This is a genomic window from Mesorhizobium sp. B2-3-6 (genome assembly GCF_006442305.1).
Classification (GTDB): domain Bacteria; phylum Pseudomonadota; class Alphaproteobacteria; order Rhizobiales; family Rhizobiaceae; genus Mesorhizobium.
The window spans coordinates 59,522-84,894 of record NZ_VFVW01000014.1 but is presented as its reverse complement, the minus strand read 5'-3'; the positions used below and the strand labels follow the sequence as shown (position 1 = coordinate 84,894).

The 25,373-nt window shown below is 64.3% G+C and carries 24 protein-coding genes; 5 read left to right on the top strand and 19 right to left on the bottom strand.

From position 1 onward, the window contains the following. The first annotated feature begins 555 nt into the window (after window positions 1-555). The gene (locus FJ953_RS29120; RefSeq protein WP_181168324.1) at window positions 556-2,526 is read left to right on the top strand and encodes a M23 family metallopeptidase; all 1,971 of its coding nucleotides are present in this window, start codon (window positions 556-558) and stop codon (window positions 2,524-2,526) included. A gap of 17 nt (window positions 2,527-2,543) precedes the next feature. Here the strand turns inward: FJ953_RS29120 and FJ953_RS29115 are convergent, their stop codons facing one another. Continuing rightward, complete coding sequence (locus tag FJ953_RS29115; protein WP_140500947.1) at window positions 2,544-4,097, bottom strand: MFS transporter; 1,554 nt, start codon at window positions 4,095-4,097, stop codon at window positions 2,544-2,546. 182 nt (window positions 4,098-4,279) lie between these two features. On the opposite strand from FJ953_RS29115, the gene FJ953_RS29110 reads away from it, so the two are divergent. Then, window positions 4,280-4,912 (top strand): TMEM175 family protein, encoded by a 633-nt coding sequence (locus tag FJ953_RS29110; protein WP_140625592.1) that lies wholly within the window; start codon window positions 4,280-4,282, stop codon window positions 4,910-4,912. Window positions 4,913-5,025: 113 nt separating this feature from the next. Here FJ953_RS29110 and FJ953_RS29105 read toward each other — a convergent pair whose 3' ends face one another. The 9 genes from FJ953_RS29105 to FJ953_RS29065 form a co-directional block, all read right to left on the bottom strand. Continuing rightward, window positions 5,026-6,513 carry a L,D-transpeptidase family protein gene (locus FJ953_RS29105; protein WP_140500943.1) on the bottom strand — a complete coding sequence of 496 codons (1,488 nt, stop codon included), beginning with the start codon at window positions 6,511-6,513 and terminating at the stop codon, window positions 5,026-5,028. Window positions 6,514-6,769: 256 nt separating this feature from the next. Further along, window positions 6,770-7,129 carry an MmcQ/YjbR family DNA-binding protein gene (locus tag FJ953_RS29100; protein ID WP_140500941.1) on the bottom strand — a complete coding sequence of 120 codons (360 nt, stop codon included), beginning with the start codon at window positions 7,127-7,129 and terminating at the stop codon, window positions 6,770-6,772. A gap of 61 nt (window positions 7,130-7,190) precedes the next feature. Continuing rightward, window positions 7,191-9,797: an ATP-dependent chaperone ClpB gene (gene clpB / locus FJ953_RS29095; protein ID WP_140560201.1), complete on the bottom strand. Its 2,607-nt coding sequence runs from the start codon at window positions 9,795-9,797 to the stop codon at window positions 7,191-7,193. 219 nt (window positions 9,798-10,016) lie between these two features. Beyond that, a complete protein-coding gene (locus FJ953_RS29090; RefSeq protein ID WP_140560200.1) occupies window positions 10,017-10,958 on the bottom strand; it encodes a DUF4167 domain-containing protein in 942 nt (313 codons plus the stop codon). 304 nt (window positions 10,959-11,262) lie between these two features. After that, window positions 11,263-12,135: a peptide chain release factor N(5)-glutamine methyltransferase gene (gene prmC / locus FJ953_RS29085; RefSeq protein WP_140625591.1), complete on the bottom strand. Its 873-nt coding sequence runs from the start codon at window positions 12,133-12,135 to the stop codon at window positions 11,263-11,265. Continuing rightward, window positions 12,128-13,207, bottom strand: a complete 1,080-nt coding sequence (gene prfA, locus FJ953_RS29080) for a peptide chain release factor 1 (RefSeq protein WP_140500926.1) — start codon at window positions 13,205-13,207, stop codon at window positions 12,128-12,130. The genes prmC and prfA overlap by 8 nt, the downstream gene beginning before the upstream one ends. A gap of 10 nt (window positions 13,208-13,217) precedes the next feature. Beyond that, window positions 13,218-15,488, bottom strand: coding sequence for a phosphoenolpyruvate--protein phosphotransferase (ptsP, locus tag FJ953_RS29075; RefSeq protein WP_140500925.1), 2,271 nt, complete (start codon window positions 15,486-15,488; stop codon window positions 13,218-13,220). Window positions 15,489-15,568: 80 nt separating this feature from the next. Further along, the gene (locus FJ953_RS29070; RefSeq protein ID WP_140625590.1) at window positions 15,569-16,822 is read right to left on the bottom strand and encodes an aspartate kinase; all 1,254 of its coding nucleotides are present in this window, start codon (window positions 16,820-16,822) and stop codon (window positions 15,569-15,571) included. A 208-nt stretch (window positions 16,823-17,030) separates the two neighbouring features. After that, window positions 17,031-17,603, bottom strand: a complete 573-nt coding sequence (locus tag FJ953_RS29065; protein ID WP_140625589.1) for a putative glycolipid-binding domain-containing protein — start codon at window positions 17,601-17,603, stop codon at window positions 17,031-17,033. A gap of 213 nt (window positions 17,604-17,816) precedes the next feature. On the opposite strand from FJ953_RS29065, the gene ubiG reads away from it, so the two are divergent. After that, window positions 17,817-18,566, top strand: coding sequence for a bifunctional 2-polyprenyl-6-hydroxyphenol methylase/3-demethylubiquinol 3-O-methyltransferase UbiG (ubiG, locus tag FJ953_RS29060; RefSeq protein WP_140500923.1), 750 nt, complete (start codon window positions 17,817-17,819; stop codon window positions 18,564-18,566). A 6-nt stretch (window positions 18,567-18,572) separates the two neighbouring features. Here the strand turns inward: ubiG and FJ953_RS29055 are convergent, their stop codons facing one another. Then, a complete protein-coding gene (locus FJ953_RS29055) occupies window positions 18,573-19,487 on the bottom strand; it encodes a DMT family transporter (protein WP_140513841.1) in 915 nt (304 codons plus the stop codon). Between the two features lie 98 nt (window positions 19,488-19,585). Here FJ953_RS29055 and FJ953_RS29050 point away from each other — a divergent pair, with 98 nt between their 5' ends. After that, window positions 19,586-20,071 carry a MarR family transcriptional regulator gene (locus FJ953_RS29050; RefSeq protein WP_140625588.1) on the top strand — a complete coding sequence of 162 codons (486 nt, stop codon included), beginning with the start codon at window positions 19,586-19,588 and terminating at the stop codon, window positions 20,069-20,071. Between the two features lie 4 nt (window positions 20,072-20,075). On the opposite strand, the gene FJ953_RS29045 is transcribed toward FJ953_RS29050, so the two are convergent. The 4 genes from FJ953_RS29045 to FJ953_RS29030 are packed head-to-tail and all read right to left on the bottom strand — an operon-like array spanning window position 20,076 to window position 22,466. After that, on the bottom strand, window positions 20,076-20,501 hold the full coding sequence (locus tag FJ953_RS29045) for a DUF1178 family protein (protein WP_140558163.1): 426 nt from the start codon (window positions 20,499-20,501) through the stop codon (window positions 20,076-20,078). Then, window positions 20,498-21,358 (bottom strand): carbon-nitrogen hydrolase family protein, encoded by an 861-nt coding sequence (locus FJ953_RS29040; protein WP_140625587.1) that lies wholly within the window; start codon window positions 21,356-21,358, stop codon window positions 20,498-20,500. The genes FJ953_RS29045 and FJ953_RS29040 overlap by 4 nt, the downstream gene beginning before the upstream one ends. A gap of 10 nt (window positions 21,359-21,368) precedes the next feature. Further along, window positions 21,369-21,638: a glutaredoxin 3 gene (gene grxC, locus FJ953_RS29035; protein WP_140513844.1), complete on the bottom strand. Its 270-nt coding sequence runs from the start codon at window positions 21,636-21,638 to the stop codon at window positions 21,369-21,371. A gap of 27 nt (window positions 21,639-21,665) precedes the next feature. Continuing rightward, the gene (locus FJ953_RS29030) at window positions 21,666-22,466 is read right to left on the bottom strand and encodes a ComF family protein (RefSeq protein ID WP_140500963.1); all 801 of its coding nucleotides are present in this window, start codon (window positions 22,464-22,466) and stop codon (window positions 21,666-21,668) included. 66 nt (window positions 22,467-22,532) lie between these two features. On the opposite strand from FJ953_RS29030, the gene FJ953_RS29025 reads away from it, so the two are divergent. Further along, on the top strand, window positions 22,533-23,405 hold the full coding sequence (locus FJ953_RS29025; RefSeq protein ID WP_140513845.1) for a methyltransferase domain-containing protein: 873 nt from the start codon (window positions 22,533-22,535) through the stop codon (window positions 23,403-23,405). 27 nt (window positions 23,406-23,432) lie between these two features. On the opposite strand, the gene FJ953_RS29020 is transcribed toward FJ953_RS29025, so the two are convergent. The 4 genes from FJ953_RS29020 to FJ953_RS29005 all read right to left on the bottom strand — a co-directional run bounded on the left by FJ953_RS29020 (window position 23,433) and on the right by FJ953_RS29005 (window position 25,365). Further along, window positions 23,433-23,612: a Flp family type IVb pilin gene (locus FJ953_RS29020; RefSeq protein ID WP_140500916.1), complete on the bottom strand. Its 180-nt coding sequence runs from the start codon at window positions 23,610-23,612 to the stop codon at window positions 23,433-23,435. 109 nt (window positions 23,613-23,721) lie between these two features. After that, on the bottom strand, window positions 23,722-24,036 hold the full coding sequence (locus tag FJ953_RS29015) for a hypothetical protein (protein ID WP_140500915.1): 315 nt from the start codon (window positions 24,034-24,036) through the stop codon (window positions 23,722-23,724). Window positions 24,037-24,181: 145 nt separating this feature from the next. After that, window positions 24,182-24,604, bottom strand: coding sequence for a (deoxy)nucleoside triphosphate pyrophosphohydrolase (locus FJ953_RS29010; RefSeq protein WP_140625586.1), 423 nt, complete (start codon window positions 24,602-24,604; stop codon window positions 24,182-24,184). A gap of 8 nt (window positions 24,605-24,612) precedes the next feature. Next, window positions 24,613-25,365 carry a GNAT family N-acetyltransferase gene (locus tag FJ953_RS29005; RefSeq protein WP_140500961.1) on the bottom strand — a complete coding sequence of 251 codons (753 nt, stop codon included), beginning with the start codon at window positions 25,363-25,365 and terminating at the stop codon, window positions 24,613-24,615. Between the last annotated feature and the right edge of the window lie 8 nt (window positions 25,366-25,373).

The window sequence follows — 25,373 nt, the reverse complement described above, 5'->3', positions numbered from 1 at the left end:
CGTGACCCGCTTCGCTTGTGGCTCCGGGGCCGTCCGAGTGTCGCTCACGCGGCTCTCTTGAATTTCGCTGAGGGCAGTCTTAGAAGCAAACTTCTTCGTCGCCAGCGGCGCACCGCCCTCGTTCGTGAGGCGTATATAGTCGCCACCCTCACAAACTGTCAACACCGATCCAAGAAGTTTTTGAATTTTTTGCGACAGAAATTTCAGGCCCGATTTGTCGATAGCCGGCTGCCGTTGGGGAACAGGACGCCAAGGAGTATCCAGCCACGGAGGAGCCCTATTGCCGCCGCATTGCCGTTCGACACCAGAACCAACAAAGCGGGCGCAGCGCAGCGGCGCGGTGCCTCTTTTGAAAGCCTCATATAGAGGTGTGCGATGAGCCCTCGAGAGAGGGAAACGCCGCCCTCTTTGCAGAGCGCTCTATAAGAGAAGCGCGCGAGGGGAATTCGACCGGGGCCCGAGGCTTCGTTGACTTAACCTGCCGTGACAGGCAAATGTCATGGCCACAACAAAAGCGACAAGCCGTTCCGCCCGGGGAAAAAGCAGCCTTTCTGGATGCCAGATACGGAAGATGTCATAGCCGAACTCGGCAACGAGCCGCCGCTTATCGCGGACGGCCGCAGTGGCCCACCCGACCGGCGCGAGGTTTCCGCGCGCTGGCTGTCGGGGACATTCTTGACCGGCGTGACCTCAAGCGTGCTGATGGGCGTGGCGCTGTTCGCCGCCCTCGACGGGCGCCAGCAACTGGCGACGCCACCCGAGATCGCCGAACTGATCGGCCTTGCCGGCAATGGCGATTCGGGCGAGATGGCCAAGACCACCAGGCTGGTGGCGCCGCGCCAGATCGCCAAGGCCAAGGACCGTCGACGCATGGAAGTGTCGATGGTCACCAAGGTCGGCGACCGCGATGTCATCCACACCATGCCTTTCGTGCAGATCAAGATGGCATTGGCGGCTGGCCATACCACCAACCGGCCCTACCCGCCCTTCGATCCGATGCAGGTGTTCGGCGACGACGGTGACGACGCATCGGCGCAACCGGCGACGGCCGCCGCTGCGCCGGGCCAGATCTACGGCACCAAGGTCGAAAGCGAAATGAGCCTGAAGACCGTCGACTTCCCCATTGAAACGGCTTCCTTCGATGAAAAGAGCGACCTTTCCGCCGATGAGGTGGAAAAGGTAGTGCGCGAGGCCGGCACCGATCTCAGCGACGGCGCCGTCCAGGTCGCTTCGCTCCACTATGTCGACCCGCAGCGATTTGGCGAGGCCTTTGCCGAGAGCATGGCCGGCTCCTACGACGTCAGGATCGTGCCGGAGAACGTTTCGGTCGCGCCACGTGCCAACGCCGATGACCAGGCACCGGCCTTCGCCGAGGAAATCATCCCTTTCACCAAGGATCTCGCCATCACGGAAGCCTTCGCAGATTCGGGCTATACGGGCGAGGACGCCGCCGGCATGGCCGAGGCGATCACCAAGCTCTTGAACGCCCCGGCGCTCAAGGCTGGAACCGTGCTGCGTGTTGGTCTCGAGGTCCATGGCGACGCCGCCAAGGTCGTGCGCACCAGCGTCTACGATCGGACCCAGCATATCGTCACCATCGCGCTCGACGATCGCGGCCAGTATGTGCCGGCGCAGGAACCGGAGCCCAATCCGGAGTTGCTGACGGCGTTCGATGATTCGTCGGCGCCAGTGGTGGTGCGCGGCAACCTGCCCAACGTCTATGACGGCATCTACCGCGCCGCCTATTCCTACGGCATGTCCAAGGCCATGACGCAGCGGCTCATCAAGCTGTTGGCTTCCGATGTCGACTTCCAGTCCCGCCTCAATCCGGCCGACCGTCTCGAAGTGCTGTTCTCGCAGCCCGACGGCGACGACCAGACCTCGGACAATTCCGAACTGCTTTACGTCTCGGCGACCTTCGGCGGGCAGACGCGCAATTTCTACCGCTTCCAGATGCAGGACGGCAGCACGGATTATTTCGACGAGGACGGCTCGAGCGCCCAGCAGTTCCTGCTGCGCAATCCGTTGCCGGCCGGAAAGTTCCGCTCCGGCTTTGGCGCGCGCAGGCACCCGATCCTCGGCTATGTCCGCATGCATACCGGCGTCGACTGGGCAGCCCCCATCGGCACGCCGATCATCGCCGCGGGCAATGGCGTCATCGAGAAGGTCGGCTGGGCCGGCGGCTATGGCAAGCAGATCATCATTCGCCATGCCAACGGCTATGAGACCTCCTACAATCACCAGAGCGCTTTTGCCAAAGGCATCGAACCGGGCGTTCACGTCCGCCAAGGCCAGACCATCGGCTATCTCGGCCAGACCGGCCTCGCCACCGGCCCGCATCTTCACTACGAGCTGATCGTCAATGGCACCAAGGTCGATCCGATGCGCGTCCGCCTGCCCGTCGGCAAGGTGTTGAAGGGCGAGGACCTTGTCGCCTTCAAGCGTGAACGCGAGCGCATCGACGACCTGCTGAAGCAGGAAGACAGTGATTCGCTGAAGGTCGCGAGCGCCAAGATCGAAGGATAGTTCCTTCGATCCACCCGTCAGTCGCGAGGGTTTTCGGCGGGCCGGCGCCATGGCAATGATTCGCCTGAAATCGTCATCCAGGCGATGACAGCCGAAAGCAGGCAAAGCAGCGCCGTTACAAAGGAAACAGCCGAGAATGCGGCGTCGCTGGCGGCAAGCCGTGCGGCGTCGACAGCCGGGGCCAGTCCGGTCGTCGCCGGTTCACCGAACCCCGGCACGCCGGGCAAGGCGCTGCCATCCAGGGCCTTCGCGTAGACCCAGGCGGCAAGCGACCCCATAGCCGCAACCGCAATCAGGCCGCCTATGCGCGAGACGGCATTGTTGATACCGGAGGCCGCGCCCGTATCCTTGTCTTCCACCGCCGTCATGATCGCGGTCGACAGCGGCGACACCACCAGCGCCATGCCGAACCCCATCAGCGCCATCAGCGGAAATGTTCCGGTCCAGAAATTGTGGATACCGGCATGCGTCAACAAGCCAAGCCCGGCGAAGGCGAAGGCAACCACCAGACTGCCGCTGGCGATCGGAAAACGCGGTCCGATCCGGTCGGACCACTGGCCGACAGGCCCAGACAGCAGTGCGATCAATGCAGACAGCGGCAGGAAGATGAAGCCGACCTCGGCCGTGCTCAGCCCCCAGCCGGCGATCAAAAGCATGGGCAGGTAGAAAAGATTGGCCGACAGCGCGAAATAGAGAAAGAAGGTCGCGAGATTGGCGCCGGCGAAGGCGCCGATGCGAAACAGATTGAGATCGATCATCGGCTCGCGCTGCCGGCGCTCGTAGAAAATGAAGACAAAAAGCAGGACCACGCCGGCAACGATTGCCGAACCCGACATGAATCCGGCAGCCTCCGCGTTCATCGCCGTCAGCCCGTAGGCCAGCAACCCGAAGGCCAGTGTCGCCAGCGCCGCGCCGCCAAGATCGAGGCTGCGCTTTTCGGTCGGCCGATCCGCCGGGATCTTGGCGAGCAGCAGGTAGATCGAAACCAGCCCAAGCGGCAGGTTGATGGCAAATATCGCACGCCAGATTCCATTGCCAAGGGTCGACAACACGAAACCGCCCAGCACCGGACCGAGTGCCGTGGTCAGCGCCGAAGCGGCGGCCCAGATGCCGATTGCGCGGCCGCGCTCCTTTTTCGGATAGGCCTTGGCGATGATGGCAAGGCTTCCCGGCACCATGATCGCAGCGCCGACGCCCTGGATTGCACGAAACGCGATCAGCACCGCCGGATTGGGCGCCAGCGCGCAGGCCAATGAAGCGGCGATGAACAGCGCGATGCCGGCGACGAAGGCGCGGCGCAGGCCGAAGCGGTCGCCCGCAGCACCGCCGGCAAGGATGAGCGCCGAAAGCGTCAGCCCATAGGCATTGGATATCCACTGCGCTTGCGCCAGGCTGGCGCCGAGATCGACGCGGATTGCCGGCGTGGCGATGGCAAGGATCGAACCGTCGATGAAACCAAGCGCTGAAGCCAGGATCGCGGCGATCAGCACATAGCGCCGCTGCGACTGCGGGCAGAACGTACCGTTGGCGGTCGGCGGCGGGACGGCAGCGGCTTTGCTCGGTGAATGCATGCAACCTGCATAAACCCGCGGCGCGCCTGCAACAACCAGCCAGCGGTCCCGGTCGTTGAAACCAGCTGCGCAGCCACCTGGCCGCATTGGCAGGTGCCGGCCCACGCAGGTGCAAACAAGCGCCGGCATGCTAAGCTTTCACGCGGCATCGGACGGAGCCGATCAGACAGGGGAGAAAATCGATGAAGCGACCGCTCGAACCATCCCAGTCCGGGCTCCACCGCGTCGTCGGGCTGACCGACGGCGTCTTCGCCATCGCGCTGACCCTGATCGTTCTGGAGATTCGTGTACCGACGCACGAGGCGATCCATTCCGAAGGCGATCTCCTCGACGCCGTCCTGGCGTTGGCGCCGCGCTTCCTGACCTATGCGCTTTCCTTCCTGACGCTGACCATCTTCTGGTTCGGCCAGCAGGCGCAGCATGGGTTGATCACCAGATCCGACAGGCGGCTGGCAACGCTCAATTTGTGCTTTCTCGCCTTTATCGCCCTGCTGCCGTTCTCGACCGATCTTCTGGCCGACTTCCTCGAATTCAGAACCGCGGTCGCCGTCTATTGGCTCAATCTGCTGATGCTCGGCGTCACCCTGATCGCCAGCTGGCGCTATGCGGAGAAAAATGGCCTTCTGGCGGATGATGTCGACGTCGAAACGAAACGCACGGTCTACCTGCGCATCGTCAAGGCGCAGCTTCTGTGGGCGGTCGGCGCCCTGCTCTGTCTGGTCACCCCGCTGCTCAGCGTCGGCTTCATTCTCATGGTGCAGCTGATTTATGCCGCGACACCGAGCGCGAAATGGTTGCGCAGGATGATCGGGTAGAGCAATTCCAGGAAAAACGTGGCGGTTTCCCGGGAAAAGCGCGCAGCGCCGGAGCGGCTCGGAAGTCCATCGAACACTGAACCGCTCTAACCAGCGACGAACGCCGCATCGTCTCAGTCGACGAATTCCACCGTCACGCCGGGCGAAACCAGCTTGGCCAGCTCGCGGGCATCCCAATTGGTTAGTCGCACGCAACCATGGCTTTCGGTCTTGCCGATCTTCGAGGGATCCGGCGTGCCATGGATGCCGTAGGTCGGCTTGTCCAACGCGATCCACACCGAGCCGACAGGGCCATTCGGGCCGGGCGGAATGGTCAGGACCTTATTGTTCTCGCCCTGTTTGAAATTGATGTTGGGGTTGTAGGTGTAGTTCGGATCGAGCGCGACACGGGACACGGCATGAATGCCGGACGGCGACGGCGTGTCGGACGAGCCGATGGTGGCGGGATAGGCCGCGACCAGCTTGCCCGCCGTATCATAGGCAAAGACCTCTTTCTTGCCCTTGTCGGCGACGATACGAGCCACCGGCGACGACACCAGTCTGCCGAAATTGGCAACCTTGATGATCGTTCCGGGACGGTTGAAATTGGCCTCCGGGTTGAGCGCCTTGAGATAGTTCTCGTCCATGTGGAAGCGCTCGGCAAGCGCTTCCGTGACCGACGTATAGCCCATGCGGTCGAGCTGCGCCTTCTGGCTGTAATCTTCCGGGATCGACGCAACATAGGGACCGGCCGCATCCTCCGGCGTGATCGTGTAGTTGGCCAAGGCATCGCCGCCCGATTGTGCAAGGGCCGCCTGGATGCCGACGGCGTCGGTCGATCGCAGATTGCTGCCGGTGATCTGGTTGTAGGCAGCCAGCGCCTTGTCGACATTCGAACCGAAGCGCCCGTCGATGACGCCAGGCGAAGCGCCGCCGCGATCAAGCAGCACCTGCAGAGCCGCGACATCCTGGCGTGCTCCGAGCGAAAGCGACGGGTCGACCACAGTCTTGCCGCCTGCTTTCGGCGGTAATCCCGCCTCGTCTGCGGGCGCCGGCTGCGCGGCGGGAGCCGTGGGCTCGACCGGCTCTATCGAGGCCTCGTTCAGCGGCTGGCGCTTGATGGAGGGCGGCGTTGCCGGCTGGGGCGCTTCCGGATAGTTGTCGTAGACGCCGTCGCCGCCGGGGGCCGGCGGGTAGGCCTCGACGGAATTGTCGCCATAGGGATCATATCCCTGGACGGGCGGCGCGATGACCCGGCCTTCGTCTTCCATCTGCCTGCGGCGGAAGCGTGCCATGTCTTCCGGATCGTCGAGATAGTAGCGGTCGTCGTCGGCGGGAACGCGGCCGAGTTCGCGCAGCCGTGTCTCGCGGCGCAGCGCGCGTCGGTCGAGCCTGGTCTGCGGCGGTTGGATGGCGATGACCTTGCCCGTGTCCGCATCGACGATGACGCGGTTGCCCCTGGCGTCGTAATAGATGTCGAGATTGCCGTCCTGGGCCAGCAGGATGCCGCCGTCAGCGGGGCGGACGACCCGCGGCGAAGCGTCCTCGGTCGGCGCGGCGAACGCGCTTGAAAACGCCAGTCCGGCCGCAAGTGCCGAAAGGGTGAAGATCGTCCGCAACATCGTGGGCAAACTCTCCGGTCCGTAATTGCCGTCGCCGGCGGCTTTCGCGCGTAGCGAGTCCTTCGCCAGCGAACCACCGCCCGACCATAAGGTTCCAATATGAACCGGGCATGAAGATGGCGGTTTTCCGGCGCCTCGACGAATATCAGCTAAATGCATATTATCCAAAAGCGGCCCGGTTTGGGGCGAAAGATATGCATAGAACAAAAAGCTAAAGCGCGTCGCCTGAATCCGTCGAGCGTGACGCGCTTTAGCCTCAGGCAAGTCCCAGTTCCTTTCGCGCCTGCTTCGTCAACTTCAGGGCGACAAGACGATGGCTCTCGCGCAGGTAATCCTTCAGCGCGCCATCATCCATGCTCTGGCTTGTCTGGCGCTGGATCCATTTCATGCCGCGCGAGGCAAGATAGGGTGCGGGCCGCAAGCCCGGCTGCTCCTTCAGCACATCATAGGCAATGTCGGAGCATTTGAAGGTGATGAAAGGATCGCGGCCCTCGCTCCAGCCGCCGATGGCAAAGACCTTGGCGCCGACCTTCCAGACATGGGCGCCGCCCCACTGGACGACATGCGATGTGGCGGGCAGCGAGGCGCAGAAGCCGTTATAGTCGTCCAGCGTCATGCGTGCTCCTGCCGAAAGACGCGGAAAAGCCGCGCGCCCGTCCTGGGCGCGCGGCGTTCAATCAGGCTGCCGCTTCGGTCGCGACGACCGTCGGCTTCGAACGGAAATTCAACCGGTCGGAGCCAGCGGTCACCTTGACGGTCGAGCCGTCGAGGATCTCGCCGAGCAGGATCTTCTCAGCCAGCGGATCCTGCAGGTCTTTCTGCATCACCCGCTTTAACGGCCGCGCGCCATAGGCAGGGTCGTAACCCTTGGATGCCAGCCAGTCGATCGCCTCCTGGTCCAGCGACAGCGTGATCTTGCGGTCGACCAGCAGGTTTTCCAGCCGCTTGAGCTGGATTTCGACGATGCGGCCCATATCCTGCCGGCGCAGCCGATGGAACAGGATCACCTCGTCGACGCGGTTGAGGAACTCCGGCCGGAACGACGCCTTGACGACGTTCATCACTTCGTCGCGAACCTGGTCGACATCCTGGTCCTCGCGGAGATTGACCAGGTATTCGGCGCCGAGGTTCGACGTCATGATGATCAGCGTGTTGCGGAAGTCGACCGTGCGGCCCTGCCCATCGGTGAGCCGGCCGTCGTCGAGCACCTGCAGGAGCACGTTGAACACGTCGGGATGCGCTTTCTCGATCTCGTCGAACAGCACGACCTGATAGGGCCGGCGCCGCACCGCTTCGGTTAGCGCGCCGCCTTCCTCATAACCGACATAGCCGGGAGGCGCGCCGATCAATCGGGCAACCGAATGCTTCTCCATGAACTCCGACATGTCGATGCGCACCATCGCGCTCTCGTCGTCGAACAGGAAGTTCGCCAGCGCCTTGGTCAGTTCGGTCTTGCCAACGCCGGTCGGGCCGAGGAACATGAACGAGCCGATCGGCCGGTTCGGATCCTGCAGGCCGGCGCGAGCGCGCCGCACTGCCTTGGAAACAGCTTGCACCGCCTCGCCCTGGCCGACGACGCGCTTGCCGATCTCGTCTTCCATGCGCAACAGCTTGTCGCGCTCGCCTTCCAGCATCTTGTCGACCGGAATTCCGGTCCAGCGCGAGACGATGTGGGCGACATGATCGGGCGTGACCACTTCCTCGACCATGCCGGCCTTGCCGTCCTGGGCCTCGGCTTCCTTCAGCTTCTTTTCCAGTTCCGGGATCTTGCCATAGGCAAGCTCGCCGGCGCGCTGGAACTCGCCCTTGCGCTGGGCGATGGCCAGTTCGTTGCGCGCCTCGTCAAGCTGCTTCTTGAGGTCGGCGGCGAGCCCGAGCTTCTGCTTCTCGGCCTGCCACTTCGAGGTCATCTCGGTCGATTCCTCCTCGAGGCTGGCGAGGTCCTTCTCGAGCCGGGCAAGCCTGTCCTTCGAAGCCTCGTCCTTCTCGACCTTCAGCGCTTCGCGCTCGATCTTGAGTTGCATGATGCGGCGGTCGATCTCGTCCAGCGCTTCGGGCTTGGAATCGACCTGCATGCGAAGCCTCGAAGCGGCTTCGTCGACGAGGTCGATCGCCTTGTCCGGCAAGAACCGGTCGGCGATGTAGCGGTTGGACAGCGTCGCCGCCGCGACCAGCGCCGAATCGGAAATGCGCACCTTGTGGTGCTGTTCGTATTTCTCCTTCAGGCCGCGCAGGATCGAGACCGTGTCCTCCACCGTCGGCTCCTCGACGAAGACCGGCTGGAAGCGGCGGGCGAGTGCGGCATCCTTCTCCACATGCTTGCGGTATTCGTCGAGCGTGGTGGCGCCGACGCAGTGCAGTTCGCCGCGCGCCAGCGCCGGCTTCAGAAGGTTGGACGCATCCATGGCGCCGTCCGCCTTGCCGGCGCCGACCAGGGTGTGCATTTCGTCGATGAACAGGATGATGCCGCCAGCAGCGGCAGTGACCTCGGAAAGCACGGCCTTCAGCCGCTCCTCGAACTCACCGCGATATTTGGCGCCGGCGATCAGCGCGCCCATGTCGAGCGCCATCAGTTGCTTGTCCTTCAGCGATTCCGGCACGTCGCCATTGACGATGCGCAGCGCCAGGCCTTCGGCGATCGCCGTCTTGCCGACGCCCGGCTCGCCGATCAGCACCGGATTATTCTTGGTGCGGCGCGACAGCACCTGGATGGTGCGGCGGATCTCGTCGTCGCGGCCGATGACCGGATCGAGCTTGCCGGCGCGGGCATCGGCGGTGAGATCGCGCGCGTATTTCTTCAGCGCGTCATAGCCCTGTTCGGCATTCGCCGAATCGGCGGTGCGGCCCTTGCGGACATCGTTGATCACCTGGTTGAGCGCCTGCGCGGTAACGCCGGCCTTGGCCAGTATGTCTGATGTCTTGGCCGATTTCTCGACCGCCAGCGCGGTCAGCAGCCTTTCGACCGTGACGAAGCTGTCGCCGGCCTTCTTGGCCAGTTCCTCGGCCGTCGAAAACACCTTGGCCAACGGCTGTGCCAGATAGAGCTGGCCGTTGCCGCCCTCCACCTTGGGCATCGCTTCGAGTGCCGTCTCGATGCCGAGCTTGACGTCGCGGACGCTGCCGCCGGCGCGCTCGATGAGCGACGCAGCCAGACCCTCGTCGTCATCGACGAGCACTTTCAGGATATGTTCGGGGGTGAATTGCTGGTGGTTGCGCGAGAGCGCCATGGTTTGCGCGGATTGGATGAAGCCGCGCACGCGCTCCGAGTATTTCTCGAGATTCATACCTGTCTCCTTCCATCACCGGCCCGCTTTGCGGCACCGGATCAGTTTGCGGTGACGGACCCGCCCGTGAGAGCCGGATCCAGTTGAGGCTGATATGGTGCGCAACCCGCGAACCCTCAAGACGTCTCGATGGCTGCGAAAGCATAATATTCCACGGCCGCGCAAAACGAAAACGGCGGAGATTTCTCTCCGCCGTTCAATGCATGGAAGCGTCGCCGCTCAGTTGTCGATGTCGGCGACCGCGGTGTCGGCGTTGCCATTGTCCGTCGGCGCCGCGACCACCTCGCCAGCGTCGGCATTGTCGTTGCCGCTGGTGATCTGGTCGGCATTGCCGCGCGGGCGGCGCGGACGCCTCGGACGACGGCTGGGACTAGTCTCCGCGGCCGTCTCATTGAGTTCGGCCTGGGCTGCGAGCCCGGCCGGCGACAGGTTCTCGAACAGCGGCGCCGCCTGCTCGACCGGCGCGGCGGATTCGGCTGGCGTGGCGACCTCGGCCTGTTCGGCCGTCTCGTTGCGCTGCTGCTGGGCACCCTGCTCGGCGGACGAACCATAATCGCCGCGCTGGCTGTTCTGGCCATAGCCGCCATTGGGGCGGCGGTCGCGATGGCGTCCGCCATTGTTGTCGCGGCCGCCACTGTTGCGCCCGCCATTATTATCACGATCGCGATTATCACGATCGCGGCCGTTTTCCCGGTTCAGCGCGACTTCGGCCGGCATGCCTTCGATAACCGGCTGCGGACCCGCGCCGTGGTTGATCACCGGAACCGGCGCATCCGCAACGTTGTTGCCGGCGTTGCCGGCATTGTCGAACTCGTCGCGATCCTCATCGCCATCATCGTCGAATTCGTCGCGATTCTGCTGGACGTTCTGGATCGGCATCTGCGCCTGCGCGGCGGCAATGATGCGATTATAGTGCTCGGCGTGCTGGAGATAGTTCTCCGCCATCACCCGGTCGCCGGAGCTTTGCGCATCACGGGCAAGGGTGGCGTACTTTTCAGCGATCTGCTGAGCAGACCCACGGATCTTCACGTCCGGGCCGTTGCTCTCGTAGTTGCGCGTCAGGGGATTTGGCCCCTTGCGGTTGTTGTTATTGTTGTTGTTGCCGCCGCCGCCATTGTTGTTGCGACCGCGCATGCGCCTGTTCTGCTGTTGTGGCCTCATTCGACTCTCTTCATATTGAAATTTTCGAAAACTCTTCACGAACGGTGGCGCTCATGCAGCCAGCCGTTTCGTTTCTTCACCGGCGTTCGCCCGCATCAATTGCGTTGGCGCCACGTGCCATCCTGTTCCGGTTACATCACTTGCCGGACGATTCCCGCACGAAGCTTGGGCGTCGTTTGCGCAAGAAGGCAGCTATTTCCAAGGAAAACCGAATCGCTAAGAGCACTGCCTGCTTCGTCTCATCCGGTTAACGCGACCCTAGCCGCATTCCCCGGCATTGCCAAGCGGTTTTTTTCGCACTGCGTCAAGGCTTTCCCCGTTGAAAGACAAGAACCCTGTCGTTTCCGCCGAGGTCGCCGAACGCACCAGCGACCGCATAGCCGGACGAGCGAAATATAGCGGTGACCTCGATGTGCTGTGTGTAGCCGATCTCGACCGCAATCCTGCTTCCGGCTTCTAGAAACTTAGCCGCCTCAGCGGCGATGACCCTGTAAGGGGCCAACCCATCCGCGCCGCCATCCAGGGCCAGGCGCGGGTCGAAATCCCGGACTTCATCCTGCAGATTTCCGATGTCCTCCGATCCTATATAGGGAGGGTTTGCGACAATTACATGGTATCGACCAGAAACTTTTTCAAACCAGTCGGACAGCAGCGCCGTGAACCGGTCGCCAAGCCCCAATTGCGCGGCATTGCGCGTTGCCGTCCTCAACGCCCCTTCCGAGAAGTCGACCCCGGTGGCAATCGCTGCCGGCACGGCGCTGAGCAGCGCCAGCGCGATGGCTCCGCTGCCGGTTCCCAGATCGAGGATGCGGCACTCGCCCTCGCGCATGACGGTTGCCCTGACAAAGGGCAGTATGGCCTCGACCAGCGTTTCGGTGTCGGGCCGCGGCTCCAGCGTTTCCGGCGACAGCGACAGCCGCAACCCGTAGAACTCCCGATAGCCCAGGATGCGGTGCACGGGCTCGCCGCCCGCGCGGCGCCTCAAGGCGCGGTCGATCTGGACAAGAGCGGCGGCATCGACCGCATGTTCGGGATCGGCAATGGCCTGCGTGCGGGTCGTACCTGAAAAGTGCTCCACGATCAGTCTTGCATCGAGCGCCGGATTATCGACCGCCGCCAAGCGCGCTCTCGCTTCCCGCAGCAGCGGCCCCAGCGCCTGGGGCAAAGGATCAGCCATCGAGGCCGATATCGGCGAGCAGCTTCGACTGGTGATCGGCGATCAGAGCGTCGATGACTTCGTCGAGTTCGCCCATCATCACCCGGTCGAGCTTGTAGAGCGTCAGGTTGATGCGATGATCGGTGACGCGGCCTTGCGGAAAATTGTAGGTGCGGATGCGTTCCGAGCGGTCGCCGGAGCCGACCTGCGACTTGCGCGATTCCGAGCGCTCCTCATCGGCCTTGCTGCGTTCCAGGTCATAGAGCCGGGCCCGCAGGATCTGCATGGCCTTGGCCCGGTTCTGGTGCTGCGATTTCTCCGCCTGCACCACCATGATGCCGGTCGGCAAATGGGTGATGCGCACTGCCGAATCGGTGGTGTTGACGTGCTGGCCGCCCGAGCCCGACGCGCGCATCGTGTCGATGCGGATGTCTTCGGCCCGGATGTCGATGTCGACTTCCTCCGCCTCCGGCAGCACGGCTACCGTCGCCGCCGAGGTGTGAATGCGTCCGCTGGCCTCGGTCGCGGGCACGCGCTGCACCCGGTGGACGCCGGACTCGAATTTCAGATGCGCGAAAACCCCCTTGCCGGAAACCGTGGCGATGATTTCCTTATAGCCGCCGGCATCGCCCTCGCTGGCCGATACCGTCTCGAACCGCCAGCCGCGCGAAGCGGCATAGCGCTCATACATGCGAAACAGGTCGCCGGCGAACAATGCTGCCTCGTCGCCGCCGGTGCCGGCGCGGATTTCCAGGATGGCGTTCTTGTCGTCGGCCGCATCCCTGGGCAAGAGCAGGATCTGGATGTCCTTCTGCAACGCTTCGATGCGCTCATCGACCTCTGGCAGGTCGGCCTCGGCGAGCGCCCGCATCTCGGCATCGGTGCCCTTGTCGGCGAGCATCGCCTCGAGATCGGCCTGCTCCTGCTCGGCCGAGCGCAAGGCTCTGACCTTGGCAACCATCTCCTGGAGCTCGGCATATTCCGATGCCATCTTAACATAGGCATCCGGCGCCGGGCCGGCCGACATCTGCGCTTCGAGCATTTCGAAACGCTTGACGACTTGATCCATGCGGTCGCGGGGAAGGGAGATCATTGCAAAGGTGCTATAACGGAATTGAGCGGTCGTCGGCAAAGGCCTGCAGCAGCGCCCGCATCGGCAGCCCCTGGGCCGGCGCCATCAGATTGTCGTCGAAGAACGCTTTCAACGCCTCCAGCGGCAATTCGGTCAGCATCGCCTTGACCGGACCGATCGAAGCGGGCGACATCGAGATAGAACGGAAACCAAGGCCGACCAGCGCCATTGCCGAGATCGGCTTGCCGGCGAGTTCGCCGCAGAGTGTGACGGGCGTGTGGTTGCGGGCACCGGCATCGGCGATGGTCTTGAGCACCCGCAGGAACGGCGTCGACAACGTGTCGAAGCGATCGGAAAGCTGCGTGTTGCCGCGGTCGACCGCCATCACGAACTGGAACAGGTCGTTCGAGCCGACCGAGACGAAGTCGACCGCCTTCATCAACTCGTCAAGCTGGAACAGGAGGGACGGCACCTCCAACATTGCCCCGAGCTTGAGGCTGGTCGGCAAATGATGGGCAAAGCGCGACAGATGCCGCACCTCGCGGTCGATGATTTCGCGCGCCTGGGCGATCTCGCCGAGCTCGGTGACCATCGGCAGCATCAGCTTGAGCTCCCGCCCGCCGCAGGCTTTCAGCAGGGCGCGGATCTGGGTGCGCAGCAATCCCGGACGGTCCAGCGTCAGGCGGATCGCCCGCCAGCCGAGCGCCGGGTTCTCTTCCTGGATGGCGCCTTTGAAATAGGGCAGCACCTTGTCGCCGCCGATGTCGATGGTGCGGAAGGTCACCGGCTTGCCGCGCGCGGCATCGAGCACGTCGCGGTAGAGCCGCTCCTGCGCCTCGGCACGGGGAAAGGTCGAGGCGACCATGAACTGCAATTCGGTGCGGAACAGGCCGATCCCGGCGGCACCCGACTCGGCCAGTTGCGGCAGGTCGACGGCAAGCCCGGCATTCATCAAAAGGTCGACCGCAATGCCATCCTTGGTCACCGACGGCTTCTTGCGCAGTTCGCGGTAGACTTCCTGCCGGCGCGCCCGGAACCGCACCTTTTCGGCATAGGCGGCTTCGAGATCCGACTGCGGACGAAGATGAATCGCGCCTTCCTCACCGTCGACGATGATGGCATCGCCGTTTTCCGCCATGGAAACGGCGCCCTTCATCTGCCCGGCGACGGGAATGCCCATGGCGCGCGCGACGATGACGACGTGGCTGGTGGCGGCGCCATCCTCGAGCACCAGCCCGCGCAATTTGTCCCGGGGGTAGTCGAGCAGTTCGGCGGCGCCCATCGAGCGGGCGACAATGATGGCATCCTTCGGCAGCGAGGCCGCGACATCGTCAGGCCCGCGTCCCATCAGCTGGCGCAGAAGCCGGTTGGCGAGGTCGTCGAAATCGCTCATCCGCTCGCGCAGATAAGGATCGGTCATGTGCAGCATGCGCGCGCGCATGTCGCTCTGCACCTTTTCGACCGCAGCTTCCGCCGTCAGGCCGTTGCGGATCGCCTCTTCCAGCCGCCGGACCCAGCCGCGGTCGTTGGCGAACATGCGGTAGGCTTCCAGCACCTGGCGATGCTCGCCCTCGAAGGCGACGTCGCGGCGCTCGAGCATGTCGTCGATGGAAAGCCTGAGCGAGCCGAGCGATGCCTCGAGCCGGCGGACTTCCTCTTCGCTGTCCTCGTTGAACAGGTTGGTGACGACGATGCGCGGTTCGTGCAGCACGACATGGCCGAGCCCGACGCCCTCGTTGAACGACAGGCCGGTGAAGCTGACCGGGCGGCGCAGGTCGAGCTCGAGGCCGGGCCGCGTCAGCCGCGCCAGATCGCCGGTGGCGATCATCTCGGCGATGACCATGGCGGTGGTTTCCAGCGCCTCGACCTCGTCGTCGCGATAGTGGCGCATGGTCTTGTTCTGCACCACCAGCACGCCCAGCGTGCGCCCTGCCCTGAGCACCGGCACGCCGAGGAAGGAATTGTAGATCTCTTCCCCGGTTTCCGGCAGGTAGGCGAAGGCCGGATGTTCCTGCGCATTGGACAGGTTGAGCGGCCGCGCGCTGGCGGCGATCGTGCCGACCAGGCCTTGCCCCAGCCTGAGCTGCGCCAGGTGCACCGCGTTGGGGTTCAGGCCTTCGGTGGCGTAGAGTTCGAGCACGGAATCGGCGCGCAGCACATAGAGCGAGCACACTTCGGCGACCATGTTGGAGGCGATGTCGCGCACGATGCGATCGAGCCGCTCCTGCGGCTCCAGCGGCTCCTGCATGAGCTCGCGGAGCCGTTTCAGCAGAACGCGCGGGCCACTGGCCGGGTCACGCATCGCGGCTTCTTCTCCAATAGGCTTCCTGCCGGCGCAGTTTCGGCCGCCGCCGGCACGCACGCAACAACTGATTCAGTCTGCTACTGCTTATCCAGACCGTAGACGGAATGCAAAGTGCGAACCGCGAGTTCCGTGTACGGACCGTCGATCAGTATCGAAATCTTGATCTCGGAGGTGGTGATGGCGCGGATGTTGATTGCCTTCTCGGCCAGCGCCTTGAAGGCGGTGGCGGCAACGCCGGCATGGCTTCTCATGCCGATGCCGATGACCGAGACCTTCGACATGCCGGCTTCCGACTGCACGACGTCGTAGCCGACATCGGCCTTCAGCCGGTCGAGCACGGCCAGCGCTTTGTCCACGTCTCCGGAGGGCACCGTGAAGGTCATGTCGGTAAGCTTGCCGTCCTCGGAAATGTTCTGGACGATCATGTCTACGTTGATGTTGGCCTCGGCCAGCGGCCCGAAGATGCCGGCGGCAACGCCCGGCCGGTCGCCGACACGGCGCAGCGAAATCTGCGCCTCGTCCTTGGCATAGGCAATTCCGGTGACGACCTGCTGTTCCACGATTTCTTCCTCGTCGCAAATAAGCGTTCCGGGCGGATTGAGCAAATCCCCCATTCCGGGCGCGTCGGGATCGTCGAAGGACGACCGCACGAAGGTACGCACCCTGTGCACCATGGCAAGCTCGACCGATCGCACCTGCAGAACCTTGGCGCCGAGCGAGGCCATTTCAAGCATTTCCTCGAACGATATCTTGGCCAGCCGCCGCGCCTTGGGCTCGATGCGTGGATCGGTGGTGTAGACGCCGTCGACGTCGGTATAGATGTCGCAGCGGTCGGCTTTGACGGAGGCCGCGATCGCCACCGCGCTGGTGTCGGAGCCGCCACGACCAAGCGTTGCGATGCGGTTGTCCGGTCCGATGCCCTGGAAACCTGCGATGACGGCCACCTGGCCCTCGCCGAAGCGTTTGACCAGGAAAGCGCCGTCGATGTCGAGGATGCGTGCCGCGCCATGCGCGTTGTCGGTCTTGATCGGGATCTGCCAGCCCTGCCAGGAGCGGGCGTGCACGCCCATGTTCTGCAAGGTGATCGCCAGGAGGCCTGCCGTCACCTGCTCGCCGGACGCAACCACGGCATCATATTCGCGCGCGTCGTGCATCGGCGAGGCCTCGCGCGTCCAGCCGACCAGTTCGTTGGTCTTGCCGGCCATCGCCGAGACCACCACCGCCACCTCGTGGCCGGCATCGACCTCCCGTTTGACGTGACGCGCCACATTGCGGATGCGGGCGATGTCGGCGACGGAGGTTCCGCCGAATTTCATCACGATGCGCGCCATGGAAGCGAAATGCCTTTGACTGAAGCCGGCTCTGCGCCGAAAAACCGAGGAAAGCGCCCGGCTGGCGCCGGCCGCTGAATGCGCGGCCTCCTTAGCCAAAACATCCAGGCTTCGCAAGCGACGGCTCATAAGAAGAGCGCCGCGCGGGCTGAACGGTAACTTCATTTTGCGCAGGGCCCAACCGGCAAGGCTCACACGGCGACGGGCGTCAGCCCAGGCGCACGATGCTTTTCCACAAATGTGGATAGTCGAGCACGAAGCCGAGTGGAGAGACCTCCAGAACCGCCTCATAGCCGAATGCCGGCGCGGCATAGGCGTAGCGGGCCGCGTCGAGGCGCCGATAGGCCTGGTCGAGCCGCATCATTCTGAGCTCGGGAAAGGCCAGATAGGCGGCCGGCGCGGGCGTCGCTTCGCCGACGGCGAGCGCGAACCGGCGGATCGCCAGGAGGTTCGAAGCCGGCGTGAAGCCGAGATCGACGTCTATCAGGCCGGCCACCTCCGGCTGCGGCTCGCCATTCAGCGCCCAGGAGCCGTCGGCGCGGCGTTCGATCCCCAGGGAAAGCTCTTGCGGGCCGAGAAAGCCCTCGACCCGTGCCGAGCGCGTGTGCCAGCTGGCATCGCAATCCACCTCGTAGGCGATGCAACACGGCTTGTCGTCTTGCAGGAAGATGGCCTGCCCCTTCAGGCGGTGCCCGCCGGGCCGCTGCGAGAGCATGCAGGAATCGTGACCTTCAAGGTCGAGCCTGCGCCAAAGGATCGATGCGGTCTGAATCACGGCCATCTCCTTTTCTCAACACGATCTTCCCTTTTTCGCACGCCGCCGCTTTTTTGTTTCGGCCGAGGTGCTCCCTGAGCTGACACGTCCTGACAGGGCGCCGCCGGCAATAGAGGGCGCTTGTCGGCGGTGCCGGCCTCGCACTGTCAGCAGGCGAAAATGCAGCCTTGACTTTCCCTCCCCCACGCCCGACTTGCTAGCGTCCGAGGAGACCAATCGATGCCAGAGCCCCGACGATCGACGATCGATGCCGGAGAAGTGGAGCGCTTTTCCGCCCTTGCCGCCGAATGGTGGAACCCGAACGGCAAGTTCCGGCCGCTGCACAAGTTCAACCCCATCCGGCTTGCCTACATACGCGACCAGGTGGCAACGCGCTTCGGCCGCGATCCGCGCGCGGCACGGCCATTCGAGGGCCTGCGCTTTCTCGACATCGGTTGCGGCGGCGGCCTGCTGTGCGAGCCGATGGCGCGGCTTGGCGCCGAAGTGGTCGGCGCCGATGCTTCCGCCACCAATATCGAAGTGGCCAAATTGCACGCCGCCGAAGTCGGCGTGCCGATCGACTACCGCGCCACCACGGCCGAGGACCTGGCCGACGCCGGCGAAAAATTCGACGTTATCCTCAATATGGAAGTGGTCGAGCATGTCGCCGACATCGACCTGTTCGTCGCCAAATGCGGCGAGATGGTCAAGCCCGGCGGCATCATGTTCGTGGCCACGATCAACCGCACGCTGAAGGCGCTAGGGCTGGCCATCATCGGCGCCGAATATGTGCTGCGCTGGCTGCCGCGCGGCACTCATCAGTTCGGCAAGCTGGTGCGCCCGGAAGAGCTGGAAAAGGCGCTCGGCGGCGCCGGCCTGACCGTCATCGACCGCACCGGCGTCGTCTACCACCCGCTCGCCGACCGCTGGCAGCGGTCGAAAGACATGGACGTCAACTATATGGTGCTGGCGGAAAAGGGCACGGTCTGAACCGGCTCACGCCGCCTGACTCTGCGCCCTCGCGCTGGTCCCGCTTTGCGCCTTGGTGGTGATAAACACGCCGGCCGTGATGATGACAGCGCCTGCCCAGGTCAGCAGTTGATAGTGCTCGCCGAGGAAGATCGTGCCCGCGAACAGCCCGACGGCCGCCGCCACATAGCCGATCTGGCTGAGATAGACCGGGCCGCCCACCGCCTGCAGCCGGAAGAAGAAGGCAAACATTGCCGAAGCCGACGCCATCTGCGCGACGACCACAGGCGGTACCGCGCCCAGCGGAACAAACGCTTGCCAGCCGAAAAGCGTCAGGATGCCGAGGAGAAGCAAGGTCGCCGACGCCAGATGGCTGCCCACGGCAAGCTCGATCGGGCCGGTTCCTTCGGGCCAGTCGACGGTGCGGTAGATGTTGCCCGCGGCAAGGCTGACCGGGATCAGCAATCCGATCGTTACCCAGAAATAATCGGCCGGTTGGCCAGCTTCGCCGCGTGTAAGCGCGACCATGACCGCACCGATGAAGCCGACCGCAATGCCGATGACGCCGAGCAGGTTGGGGCGCCGAACGCCAAGCAAGATCGAGAACACGAGCGTGATCACCGGCGATAGCGTGAACATGATGCCCGTATATCCCGCGCCGAGATGCGGGATGGCCGAAAACATCAAGAGGTTGGGAAAGGCATAGGACACCGCCGCCGTGACGAAGAAATAGCGCAGCTTGCGCGCCGTAAGCTTGATGCGCTCGCCACGCAGCAGGAGAGCCAGCAACAGCACGCCGCCGGCACCGAGCGAGATGACGAAGGCCCAGACCATGGCCGGAACGCCGGCGGCGGTCGCAAGCTTGCCGAACGGCAGCGTCAGGCCAAGCAGGGCGCCCGTCACGACCAGCAGGCCAAGCGCCGAATCCCAGAGAAATTTCATCTGATGGTCCTCGTCATCGTCGCCGGCACTTGGCCGCCACTTCATTTTCCGATAAGATAACGAAAAGATTCTTAACGTCAAGATACATGGCAGAATAGATGGACAGGGCGGCAAAGGCGATCGAACAATGGAACAGGGAGAGGCCGGACCTTGACGTCTCGCCGATGGGCGTGATCGGGCGGTTGAATGAAGCATCCTCGCTGATTGCCCGCGAGCGCCTCGCGCCGTTGTTTGCGCGCTATGGATTGCAGGCCGGCGAATTCGACGTGCTGGCCACGTTGCGCCGCTCGGGCGCGCCCTACGCGCTGACCCCGACCGCCCTTTACGAGGCGACGATGGTGACCTCGGGCGCCATGACCAACCGGCTCGACCGGCTCGAAACCTCGGGGTTGATCGTGCGCGGTCCGCATCCCAACGACCGGCGCGGCATCGTCGTGCGGTTGACTGAAAAAGGTCTCGCTTTGATCGACGAGGCCGTTGCTGCCCACGTTGCCAACGAGCACGAGATTCTTTCCGGCCTGACGCAAGCCGAACGGGAAACGCTTTCGCGCCTGCTTGAAAAATTGATCGGCAGCGTGAGCTGACCGCTCAGTTCCGATCCTCCGGAAACACCGGGATCGGCATGAACTCGACGCCGTCCTCGGCCAGGCTCTTGGCCTCCTCCAGCGTCGCCTCGCCATAGATGCCGCGCGGGTCGGTCTCGCCGAAATGGATCTTGCGCGCTTCCTCGGCGAATTTGTCGCCGACATAATCGGCATTCTCGCGCACCTTCTCGGCCATTGCCTTCAGCTGCGCCAGCGCCTGCTTCTGCGCCTCGCCCATGGCGAGCGCTATCGTTTCCTGCTTGCGCGCCGTCGACACGGCCGGCGCCATCAGGGCTTTCTCCACCTTGTGCGAGCCGCAGGTCGGGCAATCGACGAAGCCACGCTTCTTTTGCGTGTCGAAATCGTCATTGCTGCGGAACCAGCCCTCGAACTCGTGATCGTTTTCGCAGATCAGGGAGAAGCGGATCAAGAGGCCGCTCCCCTGAGACGCGATGCCTCGGACGAACCGGCATTGATAGCGAAATCCCGCGCATTTTTCAGATTGGGGATCTTCTTGCGAGCCGCCAGCGACTGCGCCGAGTCGATCTCGGCGACGATCACCGCCGGCTCATCGTGCGCCGCCTCCGCGATGACGCGGCCCCATGGATCGACGATCAGCGAATGGCCATAGGTTTCGCGGCCGTCCTCGTGAAGGCCGCCTTGCGCAGCGGCCACGACATAGGCGCCGTTCTCGATGGCGCGTGCCCTGAGCAGCACGTGCCAATGCGCCTCGCCGGTTTGGCGGGTGAAGGCGGCGGGCACGGAAAGCAGGTCGGCGCCGGCCAGCGCCTCGGCGCGGAACAGTTGCGGAAACCGCAGGTCATAGCAGACGGCAAAGCCGAGCTTGGCGCCTTCGATGGCCGTGACGACCGCCTCCGTGCCGGGCTCGTAGGTCGCGGATTCGCGCCAGCTCTCGCCATTGTCGAGATCGACGTCGAACATGTGGATCTTGTCATAGGAGGCGAGCGTGGCGCCGTCCGGGCCGAACAGCAGCGCGCGGTTGGCGAGCTTGCCGTCGGCGCGCAGGATGGCGGTCGAGCCGATATGCAGGTGGACGCCAAGTTCGCGGGCCAGTCGGCGGGCGGTCCCGACGATGATGTCCTTGTCCTCTGAGGTGAAAGACGCGGCCTTCTTGTCACGCACCAGCGCTCCGGTCATTTCCGGTGTCTGGATGTAGGTGGCCCCCTGGCCGGCTGCTTCGCGCACCAGCCGCTCGAGATCAATTGCGTTGCGCTCTGGCCTCTCGCCCGAACGCATCTGGATCGCGGCCGCCTTGAAAACACCCATCGTCATATCCTCAATTCGTCGAACCATTGGCGAGCAACTTGTCCAGCCGGCCTTGCGCCTCCAGCTCGTGGAGGTCGTCGCAGCCGCCGACATGCGTGTCGCCGACGAAAATCTGCGGAAAGGTCGTGCGGCCATGGGCGCGGGAAATCATCTCCTGGCGCAGTTCCGGTGAAAACGACGCGTCATGCTCCGTATAGGCGACGCCCTTGCGCTCGAGCAGCCGCTTGGCGGCCGTGCAGTAGCCGCACATCATGCGTGTATAGATGGTGACGTCGACCATGACGAATTTCCACTGTTTGTTGCCGACTTATATAGTCGTGGACTCGTCGGCCCGAAAGTCCCCCGGCAGCACGCGTGCGAAGGTCAGCACGTCGACGGCGCCGGCCCCTGCTTTTTTCAGCGCCTTGCTGGCGGCGCGAACCGTGGCGCCCGTGGTGTAGACGTCGTCGATCAAAAGCACGCGGCGGCCGGCGATCTCGATTTCCGCTTCAGCAGGCACGCGAAAGGCGGCCCGCACATTCTCCTCGCGGTCCTTGCGCTCCAGCCCGACCTGCTGGCGCGTGAGCTTGACACGCCGCATGGCCGAGGGTGCGAAAGACAGGCCGCTGAGCTCGCAGACCGCCCTCGCCAATTCCGCCGACTGGTTGAACCGCCGCCTGAAGAAGCGGCGCCAGTGCAGCGGCACCGGCACCACCACATCCGCCTCGGCAATGAGGTCAGCGCCCGCGCGCAGCATCCAGCGCGCCATCCACGGCGCCAGGTCGGTGCGATCCTGGTACTTCAGCCCCTGCACCATCTGGCGGGCGACGCCGGAATACGCGACGGCCGCCCGCGCCCGCTCGAAGGGCGGCGGATCGGCGATCGCCTCGGCGGACAGAAAGCCCTCGCCCATATGGTGGGTGAACGGCGTGCCCATCACCGGGCACCAGGGCCGCTCCAGGAGGCGCAACTTCGGCCAGCAGGCGCCGCACAGAACGCCGGGCTGCGAGACATGCCTGCGGCAGCCGGCGCAGACAGGCGGGAACAGGATGCGCGCCGGCCAGTTCGCCGCCGACCGTGCAAGGTTCCTGATGTCCAGAGGCTTGATCTTGGGCATGGGATCGGCCACGTGGTGGGTGCTGTGCGCCACTATATCAACTCCATCGGGGAATGGACAAACAAAGGATCTGCCCGTTTGCTGCCGATAATGGACACCTCACTGTGGCTGGCGCACAAGCAGCGCGCGCTCGATCATCCGGTCGGCGGCGCGGACTTCCTGATGCGGCGCAGTGCCGACGATCTTGCCGACCGGCTGGGTGCCGTGGAGCGCAGGTTTAGCAAGGCAGCGGTGCTGTTTTGCCAGACGTCGGCCGCAGCCGACATCCTCGCCGCGAGCGGCAAGGTGGCGGACATCGTCCGTGTCGAGGCGGATACGGCTTTCCTGGGCAATTCCGCCGGCATGGTAGCGCCGCTGGAAACCGTGCCCTTCGAGCCGCAAAGCCTCGACCTGGCGGTGTCGCTTCTTTCGTTGCAGGCCATGAACGACATTCCCGGCATGCTGGTGCAGATCCGCCGTGCGCTGCGTCCGGACGGGCTTTTCCTCGGCGCCTTCGCCGGCGCCGGCACGCTCGGCGAATTGCGTGAAAGCCTGCTGGCGGCCGAGACCGAGCTTCACGGCGGCGCCAGCCCGCGCGTCATTCCGTTCACCGACGTTCGCGACGCGGGAGCGCTGCTGCAGCGCGCCGGCCTCGCTCTGCCGGTCGCCGATGTCGAGACGGTGACGGTGCGCTATGACAGTCTTTTCAACCTGATGGCCGATTTGCGCGCCATGGGCGAAACCAGCGCGCTTGCCGATCGCAGCCGGCGGCCGGGCACACGCCAGCTGTTCGCCCGCGCCGCGCAAATCTACGCCGAGCGGTTTTCGGATCCCGACGGCCGCATCCGCGCAAGCTTTTCGATGGTCTGGATGTCCGGCTGGGCGCCCGATGCATCGCAGCAAAAGCCGCTCAAGCCGGGTTCGGCCAAGATCTCGCTGAAGACTGTGTTGGAGCAGCCCAAGGGGCAATGACAGTGTCCGCGGACGCGGACAGCCAGATCAGGGTGCGAAAGCGTTGGCAAGCCTGCTGCCATTGTCGCTGAACAGCCAGGTGATCGCGTTGAAGACCTGGCTGATGCCGCCGACGATCGTCAGCGACAGTACGGCGACGATCAAGCCGTATTCGACGGCCGTGGCGCCCTTTTCATCGTTCAGGAAACGCAGCAGCACTGTTTTCATCACGTCGATCCCTCTTGCCGGAACCATACCGCCGACCTGTTAAGAAAGGTTAACGGCACAGGCTTAATAGGCGATGAAACCGCCGCCTCTGAAAATGTCTTGGACCCGATCAGCAGTCGCCGCTGGTCCGGCCGTCGGATCGGATGATGCAGACCGAATCGGGCTGCGGCTGAAGCACGCTGCGGCGCACCGTATAGGTATCGCGACGAGTGATCGAACCAGTGGCAGTCATGTCGAGACCGCTGGCAAAATTCCGAGCCGATTGCGAGCGCGTCTGGCTCTCGAGGAAGGGCGTTGCGATCAGGGCCAGCGCCACCGCGGCCGACCCGAACAGCAGCGTGACGCGCAACACGCCCATGCCCGCATCCGCGGCGCGAAAACTGCGGTCGGGCCGGATCGAATCCCAATCCCTGTCTAGGCTCATGCTGTCGCTCCCCAGAAAATCGCCGGCACGGCCGCGACGAGGCAGCCTTGCATCAATTTTTCATGATGAGATAAATCTTCCATTAATGCTGGTTTATGCGCCCCGCAGCTCCGCTCAGCCACAGGCCGCTAGCGGTTCTGTTCGCCTACAGGAGGTCGATCAGGAACGGGATCAGCGGAGCGTCGGCCGGCGGCATCGGGTAGTCGCGCATCTGCCTGGGCCGCACCCATTTCAGCGCCTGCCCCTCCTTCGGCTGGGCGATGCCGCGAAAGCGGCGGCAGATGAAAAGCGGCATCAAAAGATGGAAATCGTCGTAGCTATGACTGGCGAAGGTGAGCGGTGCCAGGCACGGGATGTCGGTCTCGATCGCGATCTCCTCATAGAGCTCGCGGATAAGGCATTGCTCCGGCGTCTCGCCGGGCTCGACCTTGCCGCCGGGAAACTCCCAGAGCCCGGCAAGCTGCTTGCCCTCGGGCCGCTGCGCCAGGAGCACGCGCCCGTCGGCGTCGACCAGGGCGCAGGCGGCGACCAGGAGCAGGCGCTTGCCGGCGATCGTCACATCATTCATGCCCGATTTCACCCATGAACAGGCGGCCGGCGGTAGTGGTAGCGATAGACCTCGTCGAAGCCGAGAGAATGATAGAGCGCCAGCGCCGGCACATTGCCGGCCTCGACCTGCAGCCAGGCTTCCCGCGCGCCGCGCAGCCGCGCCCATTTCAGCGCCGACAGGATCAGGTTGCGGCCGTGGCCCTTGTTGCGTGCCGACTTGTCGGTGGCGACCTCGAACAGGCCGGCGAGATCGCCGTCATGGACGCAGATCAGCGTCGCCAGTGGTTCCGCTCCAGCCTCGAGCGCGAACAGCCCGGCCTCGGGCTGGATGGCGCCGATGATCTCCGACAGGCCTGGCCGCAGCGACGCGTCCGAGCCGCTGACCTTGAGCGACGCGCCGATGAAGCGGCTGATGTCCTTCAACGGGATCTGGTCCATGGCGGCGTCGAGCTGGGCATCGGCCAGCGGCAGCCGCATCACCAGCGATTCGTCGAACCGACTCCAACCCTCGCGGTCGAGATGGCTGGCCAGATCCGGCCCCGATAACGGCGACATGCGGAAGGTCAGCGGACGGCCATAGGCATCGAAACGGCGGCTGGCGCGGCCGATGCGGTCGGCGATGTGCTGGGTGTCGCCGGGATCGAGCGGATTGACCGAATTCAGCCGCTTGGCCGGATGTCCGGCCGTCAGCCGCACCACCCAGGTGCCGTCATAATGGACTGCCGCCGCGGGCCAGGCGCGGAACCCGGCCGCCTCATAGCGGCGCACTGTCGCCAGCATGCTGGCCG

Coding starts and splice junctions, on each gene's coding strand:
- FJ953_RS29055 (WP_140513841.1), bottom strand. CDS start 19,487: ATGAAATTTCTCTGGGATTCGGCGCTTGGCCTGCTGGTCGTGACGGGC.
- FJ953_RS29110 (WP_140625592.1), top strand. CDS start 4,280: ATGAAGCGACCGCTCGAACCATCCCAGTCCGGGCTCCACCGCGTCGTC.
- clpB (WP_140560201.1), bottom strand. CDS start 9,797: ATGAATCTCGAGAAATACTCGGAGCGCGTGCGCGGCTTCATCCAATCC.
- FJ953_RS29090 (WP_140560200.1), bottom strand. CDS start 10,958: ATGAGGCCACAACAGCAGAACAGGCGCATGCGCGGTCGCAACAACAAT.
- prmC (WP_140625591.1), bottom strand. CDS start 12,135: ATGGCTGATCCTTTGCCCCAGGCGCTGGGGCCGCTGCTGCGGGAAGCG.
- FJ953_RS29070 (WP_140625590.1), bottom strand. CDS start 16,822: ATGGCGCGCATCGTGATGAAATTCGGCGGAACCTCCGTCGCCGACATC.
- FJ953_RS29105 (WP_140500943.1), bottom strand. CDS start 6,513: ATGTTGCGGACGATCTTCACCCTTTCGGCACTTGCGGCCGGACTGGCG.
- FJ953_RS29120 (WP_181168324.1), top strand. CDS start 556: ATGCCAGATACGGAAGATGTCATAGCCGAACTCGGCAACGAGCCGCCG.
- FJ953_RS29020 (WP_140500916.1), bottom strand. CDS start 23,612: ATGAAAACAGTGCTGCTGCGTTTCCTGAACGATGAAAAGGGCGCCACG.
- ubiG (WP_140500923.1), top strand. CDS start 17,817: ATGCCAGAGCCCCGACGATCGACGATCGATGCCGGAGAAGTGGAGCGC.
- FJ953_RS29005 (WP_140500961.1), bottom strand. CDS start 25,365: ATGCTGGCGACAGTGCGCCGCTATGAGGCGGCCGGGTTCCGCGCCTGG.
- FJ953_RS29115 (WP_140500947.1), bottom strand. CDS start 4,097: ATGCATTCACCGAGCAAAGCCGCTGCCGTCCCGCCGCCGACCGCCAAC.
- ptsP (WP_140500925.1), bottom strand. CDS start 15,488: ATGCGTGACCCGGCCAGTGGCCCGCGCGTTCTGCTGAAACGGCTCCGC.
- FJ953_RS29050 (WP_140625588.1), top strand. CDS start 19,586: ATGGACAGGGCGGCAAAGGCGATCGAACAATGGAACAGGGAGAGGCCG.
- FJ953_RS29015 (WP_140500915.1), bottom strand. CDS start 24,036: ATGAGCCTAGACAGGGATTGGGATTCGATCCGGCCCGACCGCAGTTTT.
- FJ953_RS29065 (WP_140625589.1), bottom strand. CDS start 17,603: ATGGCCGTGATTCAGACCGCATCGATCCTTTGGCGCAGGCTCGACCTT.
- FJ953_RS29010 (WP_140625586.1), bottom strand. CDS start 24,604: ATGAATGATGTGACGATCGCCGGCAAGCGCCTGCTCCTGGTCGCCGCC.
- grxC (WP_140513844.1), bottom strand. CDS start 21,638: ATGGTCGACGTCACCATCTATACACGCATGATGTGCGGCTACTGCACG.
- FJ953_RS29100 (WP_140500941.1), bottom strand. CDS start 7,129: ATGACGCTGGACGACTATAACGGCTTCTGCGCCTCGCTGCCCGCCACA.
- FJ953_RS29040 (WP_140625587.1), bottom strand. CDS start 21,358: ATGGGTGTTTTCAAGGCGGCCGCGATCCAGATGCGTTCGGGCGAGAGG.
- prfA (WP_140500926.1), bottom strand. CDS start 13,207: ATGATCTCCCTTCCCCGCGACCGCATGGATCAAGTCGTCAAGCGTTTC.